The sequence below is a fragment of the Vibrio sp. SG41-7 genome (genome assembly GCF_014164465.1).
GTDB lineage: Bacteria > Pseudomonadota > Gammaproteobacteria > Enterobacterales > Vibrionaceae > Vibrio > Vibrio splendidus.
The window spans coordinates 1-6886 of sequence record NZ_JACJFF010000173.1 but is presented as its reverse complement, the minus strand read 5'-3'; the positions used below and the strand labels follow the sequence as shown (position 1 = coordinate 6886).

Sequence of the window (6886 nt, the reverse complement as noted above, 5' to 3'; positions counted from 1 at the left end):
AGAAATTGCAAGGCCGGGCTATTGCGGGGCTTTTTTGTATCAGAGATACGGGAAAGGAGATACGAGATACGTGATACGAGATACGAGATAAGAGCAAGATGGCGGTGAGTTGCGCAGAGCAAGACGCACTTCGCAGATAAATTACGTTGAGTTTATCGACAGAATACAGACGTAAAACAACCGCGAGTTGCCTAGCGGTTTTTTTGTGGTTTAGCGAAACGTATTAAGCCAAGGCCTAAGGCATCTCGTCAAACTCTTCACCTTCTTTATCCACTTGTGGTGGCATTAGGTGTTCACGCGTAATACCCAACTTCATAGCGAGTGCAGATGCAACGTAGATAGAAGAATAAGTACCAACGGTAATACCCAATAGAAGTGCAGTCGCGAAGCCGTGAATCATAGCACCGCCCTGAGCGAACAGCGCGATAACTACGAATAACGTTGTACCAGAAGTAATCAATGTACGGCTCAATGTTTGTGTGATTGAGCTGTTCAGTACTTCAGGTGCTTCACCCTTACGCATCTTACGAAAGTTCTCACGAATACGGTCAAATACTACTATGGTATCGTTGAGGGAATAACCGACTACCGTTAGCAAGGCTGCTACGATGGTAAGATCCACCTCAATTTGCATTAGAGAGAACACACCCAGTGTGATGATAACGTCGTGCGCCAGTGCTAGTACCGCACCTGCTGCCAAACGCCATTCGAATCGCACTGACACATAGATCAAGATACAGATCAGAGAAACAAGGATAGCAAGGCCACCCGCTTCTGTTAGCTCGTCACCCACATTAGGGCCAACGAACTCGATACGACGCATCTCAACTTGCTCACCAGTACCATCTTTAATTGCAGACAGGATCTGGTTACCAAGCGTTTCGCCAGCAACACCGTCACGTGGACGTAAACGAACCATTACCTCACGTGCAGAACCAAAGTTCTGTACCGTTGCATCACCGAAACCTTCCGCTTCTAGTGCACTACGGATATCAGGTAGGTTTGCTGGTTGCTCAAAACCCACTTCAATCAGCGTACCACCGGTAAAATCTAGACCCCAATTCAACGATTTCGTTGTTAAGGTAAAGATGGCAGTACCAATCATCAAGATTGAGAATAAAAAGGCAACCTTTGACCAACGCATAAAGTCGATCATTTTTTCTGCTTTTAGAATCTGAAACATATTAATTCCTAGCCTTAGATCGACAGTTTCTTAACGCGTTTGCCGCCATACATCAGGTTCACGATACAACGTGTTCCGACAATAGCTGTAAACATTGAAGTTAAGATACCGATAGACAGCGTTACCGCGAAGCCTTTAATTGCACCTGTACCTACAGCAAATAGAATAATTGCTGTCAGTAGTGTGGTGATATTGGCATCGGCGATGGTGCTAAATGCGTTTGCATAACCTTGGTGAATCGCTTGTTGTGGACTGCGTCCATCTCGAAGTTCTTCACGTATACGCTCAAAGATAAGTACGTTGGCATCGACCGCCATACCAACCGTCAATACGATACCGGCAATACCTGGCAGAGTCATAGTAGCCCCCGGGATCATCGACATCACACCGATAATCAACACCAAGTTAGCCATCAGAGCAACGTTCGCAATCAAACCGAAAGTACGGTAGTAAAGCAGAGTAAACAACATTACTGCAGCCATACCCCAAACCATCGCCATGATACCCATATCGATGTTTTGTTGACCCATAGATGGACCAATCGTACGTTCTTCTACAATCGAGATAGGCGCAATCAATGCACCAGCACGTAGTAAAAGTGCCAAGTTATGAGCTTCAGCCGTTGAGTCGATACCCGTAATACGGAAGTTACGACCTAGCGCAGATTGAATCGTCGCTTGGTTAATCACTTCTTCGTGCTTACTTAAGATCACTCGACCTTCTGGTGTTTTACGACCGCTGTCTTTGTACTCTGCAAATACCGTAGCCATAAGCTTACCGATATTCTGACGAGAGAATGTAGACATCTTGCTACCACCTTCGCTATCTAGCGAGATGTTAACTTGTGGACGACCATATTCATCAACACTTGAGCTTGCATCAGTAATACTTGAACCACCTAGAATAACGCGCTTCTTAAGTACCACAGGGCGACCATCACGGTCTTGCTTGATTTCGCTACCCGCAGGGGCACGACCAGAAGCGGCAGCGGCTAAGTCAGCACTACTATCAACTTCACGGAACTCAAGTGTCGCCGTTGCACCAAGAATTTCTTTAGCGCGCGCCGTGTCTTGAACACCAGGCAATTCCACTACGATACGGCTAGCACCTTGACGTTGAACCAAAGGCTCAGCAACACCAAGTTCGTTAACACGGTTACGTAGAATGGTAATGTTTTGCTCTACTGCGTAGTTACGGATTTCTTGAAGACGAGCATCTGTAAAACGAGCAACCAAAGAGAAACGACCATTAGATTCTGAATCTACGAACGTCATATCTTGGTGCTTAGATTGCAGTAGCGATTTCGCTTCAGCAAGCTGCTCTTCGTTACGTAGAATCACTTCAACTGCATCTTTACCCGATGGGCGAATAGCACGGTAACGAATTTTTTCTTCACGAAGTTCACTACGGAAGGCTTCTTCTTGTTGGCCAACTAGCTTTTGCATCGCAGCATCCATATCCACTTCCATTAAGAAGTGAACACCACCACGTAGATCAAGACCCAGTTTCATTGGTGCAGCACCAATAGATTCAAGCCAATCAGGAGTTGAAGCCGCAAGGTTTAAAGCAACGATAACATCATCACCTAGTGCTTCTGTGATGATATCACGGGCACTAATTTGCGTATCTGTATCGTTAAAGCGAACAAGAATGGAACCGTTTTCTAGAGCAACGGATTTAGTAGAAAGGTTCTCTGCTTCCAGAGCATTGGTGACAGCATCCAGCGTAGACAGATCTACAGAGGCGCCACGCGCCCCTGTAACTTGAACTGCCGGATCTTCACCGTATATATTCGGAAGTGCGTACAACGCGGCGATAGCGATGGCAAACACCACCATCAAATACTTCCATAACGGATAACGGTTTAGCACAGCGAGGATCCTCTAGCTGTTTATAGTGATTTCAGAGTACCTTTTGGTAGCACTGCTGTAACGAAGTCTTTCTTGATAACGACTTCGTTGTTTGCGTTCAGTTCGATAGCAACGTAGTCGCTGTCTTCTGCAATCTTAGTAATCTTACCGATTAGACCGCCGCTTGTTAGAACTTCATCGCCTTTGCCCATAGAAGACATAAGGCTCTTATGCTCTTTTACGCGCTTAGCTTGTGGACGGTAGATCATGAAGTAGAAGATCACAGCGAACATACCTAGCATGATAAGCATTTCGAAACCGCCGCCTGCTGGTGCACCTTCTACTGCTGCGTGAGCTTGAGAAATAAACATTAAAAACATCCTCTATTATATTTTGGTAATTGTTTGTCTAATTGGGTTGTATCCCTTTATTTTCAAGCCCCAACTCTCGGAAGAGAGATGGGGCTCGCAAAAAAGAAATACTAAGATTCTTTACCTAACGGTGGCACTTCACGCCCCATTCTTGCGTAGAACTCAGCAACGAACTCTTCAAAACGGTCTTCATCAATAGATTGACGAATGTCTGACATAATTCGTTGGTAGAAACGCAGGTTATGAATCGTGTTCAGTCGAGCACCTAGGATTTCGTTACAACGATCCAAATGATGCAAGTACGACTTGCTGTAGTTCTTACAAGTGTAACAGTCACAATCTGAATCTAGTGGTGTTGTATCGGTTTTATGCTTCGCATTACGGATCTTGATCACACCTTCAGTGACAAACAGGTGGCCATTACGTGCATTTCGCGTTGGCATTACACAGTCAAACATGTCGATACCGCGACGAACACCTTCAACCAAGTCTTCAGGTTTGCCTACGCCCATTAGGTAACGTGGCTTATCTTCCGGCAGTTGAGGACATGTGTGCTCAAGAATACGGTGCATGTCTTCTTTTGGTTCGCCTACTGCTAGGCCGCCAACAGCGTAACCATCAAAACCAATTTCTGTCAGGCCTTTAACGGATACATCACGAAGGTCTTCGTATACGCCACCTTGAACGATACCGAATAGTGAGTTCGGGTTTTCTTGCTTGTCAAAGTGATTGCGTGAACGCTGAGCCCAACGAAGAGACATCTCCATCGAGTCTTTAGCTTCTTTATGCGTTGCAGGATAAGGCGTACATTCGTCAAAGATCATTACGATGTCTGAGCCTAGATCCTTTTGGATTTCCATCGACTTTTCAGCGTCCATGAAGATCTTGTCACCGTTTACAGGGTTACGGAAGTGAACACCCTCTTCAGTGATTTTACGCGTCGCACCTAGGCTGAATACTTGGAAACCGCCTGAATCAGTCAGGATAGGTCCTTTCCAGTTCATGAAATCGTGCAAGTCACCGTGCAGCTTCATGATTTCTTGACCAGGGCGTAACCATAGGTGGAACGTATTACCTAGCAAGATTTCAGCACCTGTGTCTTTCACTTCTTCAGGTGTCATGCCTTTAACCGTACCGTAAGTACCTACAGGCATGAATGCTGGTGTTTCAACGCTGCCACGTTCAAACTGAAGTTGACCACGACGTGCGCCGCTGTTTGTTTTTTTAAGTTCGTATTTTAATTTCACGAAGCCTCCAATATGCCAGAGAAACAATCTGACTGATAATTCAGAACCTTAAGCTAAACATAAGTTCAATCTAGCGAGTTCTATGAGGAGCGGTCGCGTATTCCTTGCGAGAGATTAGACAGACACCCTGCCCGACTCCTAGCTTACTGCTAGCACCCGTAAATTCTGCTTATATCGTTTATAACCAGCTAAAATTAGCTCGTTTTCTTATTGATGAACATCGCATCACCGTAGCTGAAGAAACGGTATTCGCTCTTCACTGCGTGATCGTATGCGCCCATCACATTGTCATAACCAGCAAATGCACTCACCAACATGATCAATGTTGATTCTGGTAAGTGGAAATTGGTAATCAAGCAATCCACCAACTGGTATTCATAACCAGGGAAGATGAAGATTTCTGTGTCACCAAAGAAAGGAACTAACTCAGTGCCATTTTTCAATGCATCTTGAGCCGCACTTTCTAGTGAACGCACAGAGGTTGTACCGACAGCGATAATACGTCCGCCGCGAGCTTTTGCTGCTGCAACGGCATCAACCACTTCTTGCGGTACTTCAACGTACTCTGCGTGCATGTGGTGATCGTTGATATTATCTACTTTTACCGGCTGGAACGTGCCAGCACCAACGTGAAGCGTCACGTAAGCAAACTCGACACCTTTTTCTTTCATGCCAGCCATTAGCTTGTCATCAAAGTGAAGGCCTGCTGTTGGCGCTGCAACCGCACCCGGCTTTTCATTATAAACAGTCTGGTAGCGCTCTTTATCTGCATCTTCATCAGGACGATCGATGTAAGGAGGCAGTGGCATGTGACCAACACTGTTAAGAATTTCTAGAACGCTTTGATCGGAAGTGAAATGGATTTCAAACAACGCATCGTGACGCGCCACCATTTCAGCTTCATACTCATCGTTCTCACCAAGGAACAACTTCGTGCCCGGCTTAGGTGATTTAGAGCAACGAACATGCGCAAGAATGCTTTTCTCATCGAGCATACGCTCGACTAGCACTTCAAGCTTACCGCCTGAGGCCTTGCGACCGAATACACGAGCAGGAATCACGCGAGTGTTATTAAAAACAACAAGATCGCCTGGCTCAACCAAGTCTAAAACGTCTTTAAACGAACCATCAGCTAGGTTACCGCTGTTGCCATCTAATTTAAGCAGGCGGCTTGCTGTGCGCTCCTCTTGAGGGTAGCGAGCAATGAGTTCATCTGGTAGGTCAAAGTGAAAATCTGAAACTTGCATGTTTGTAGTCTTGTCTTAGTTGATGAGATTTGTGCTGTTGACGAATAATAAATCATGGTTGCAGATCAATCGTTACGGTAAGTCAATCGTTACCAGAAACACATCACAAACACGACTAAAAATTTCGCAGTGGGCTAGTATAGGCACACGAGCCGCAATAGCAAGGTTTACAGCACTGGATTATTGTAAAGAGGCGTAAAATAATGCTACTGATTCACCACCTCAAACTAAAGAATTAGTTGCATAAAACTCACCCAAGAATGCGTCAGATCTCAGTTATTTTTTGGATAAAAAACTATAGTAATAGCAACAAATAAAAAAGAAGGAGGTTCGTATGATCAAGGTTGAAGATATGATGACTCGCAACCCTCATACCCTATTGCGCTCACACTCACTGGCCGATGCTAAGCACATGATGGAAGCGCTTGATATCCGCCATATTCCGGTCGTTGATTCCGACAGGCAACTACTTGGCGTCGTCACACAGCGAGACGTTCTAGCCGCTCAAGAATCCAGCCTACAAAACATCCCACAAGCTCAATCTTTTACTCTTGCCACTCCCCTCAACGACATCATGCACAAAAGTGTTATGTCAGTAGAGCCGCGTGCGGGTTTAAAAGAGTCAGCTATCTATATGCAGAAGCACAAAGTGGGCTGTTTACCTGTCGTAGAAAACCACGAACTAGTAGGCATTATTACAGACAGCGACTTTGTCACGATAGCTATTAACTTATTAGAGCTACAGGAAGAAGTCGAGCCAGAAGAAGCGGAAGTAGAGTGATATAACAATAAGAAGAGCCTCATAAAACTATGAGGCTCAATATTAGGTAACTTTAATCGATAGAAATGCACTGCCGCTTACCGGCGTTGTTGATCAAATCAGCTTGAAGATCAACGAAGCCATATATGACTAGCCGTTAGCTTCTAACAGGCATACCTAGTCCTATGACTTTGTTTATAGCTTTGACATTCGCCATGATTTCTCCCA

The 6886-nt window shown here is 45.2% G+C and carries 6 protein-coding genes; 1 reads left to right on the top strand and 5 read right to left on the bottom strand.

The window, feature by feature from the left end:
- Positions 1-235: 235 nt before the first annotated feature.
- From secF to queA, 5 genes are all read right to left on the bottom strand, one after another.
- Positions 236-1183 carry a protein translocase subunit SecF gene (gene secF / locus H5300_RS24570; RefSeq protein WP_004735089.1) on the bottom strand — a complete coding sequence of 316 codons (948 nt, stop codon included), beginning with the start codon at positions 1181-1183 and terminating at the stop codon, positions 236-238.
- 14 nt (positions 1184-1197) lie between these two features.
- Positions 1198-3054, bottom strand: a complete 1857-nt coding sequence (gene secD, locus H5300_RS24565) for a protein translocase subunit SecD (protein WP_004735088.1) — start codon at positions 3052-3054, stop codon at positions 1198-1200.
- A 20-nt stretch (positions 3055-3074) separates the two neighbouring features.
- A complete protein-coding gene (gene yajC / locus H5300_RS24560; RefSeq protein WP_004735087.1) occupies positions 3075-3404 on the bottom strand; it encodes a preprotein translocase subunit YajC in 330 nt (109 codons plus the stop codon).
- Between the two features lie 110 nt (positions 3405-3514).
- Positions 3515-4651, bottom strand: a complete 1137-nt coding sequence (gene tgt, locus H5300_RS24555) for a tRNA guanosine(34) transglycosylase Tgt (RefSeq protein WP_004735086.1) — start codon at positions 4649-4651, stop codon at positions 3515-3517.
- Between the two features lie 194 nt (positions 4652-4845).
- A complete protein-coding gene (gene queA / locus H5300_RS24550; RefSeq protein WP_017092445.1) occupies positions 4846-5898 on the bottom strand; it encodes a tRNA preQ1(34) S-adenosylmethionine ribosyltransferase-isomerase QueA in 1053 nt (350 codons plus the stop codon).
- A 334-nt stretch (positions 5899-6232) separates the two neighbouring features.
- Here queA and H5300_RS24545 point away from each other — a divergent pair, with 334 nt between their 5' ends.
- On the top strand, positions 6233-6679 hold the full coding sequence (locus H5300_RS24545; protein WP_017062524.1) for a CBS domain-containing protein: 447 nt from the start codon (positions 6233-6235) through the stop codon (positions 6677-6679).
- Positions 6680-6886 lie beyond the last annotated feature (207 nt).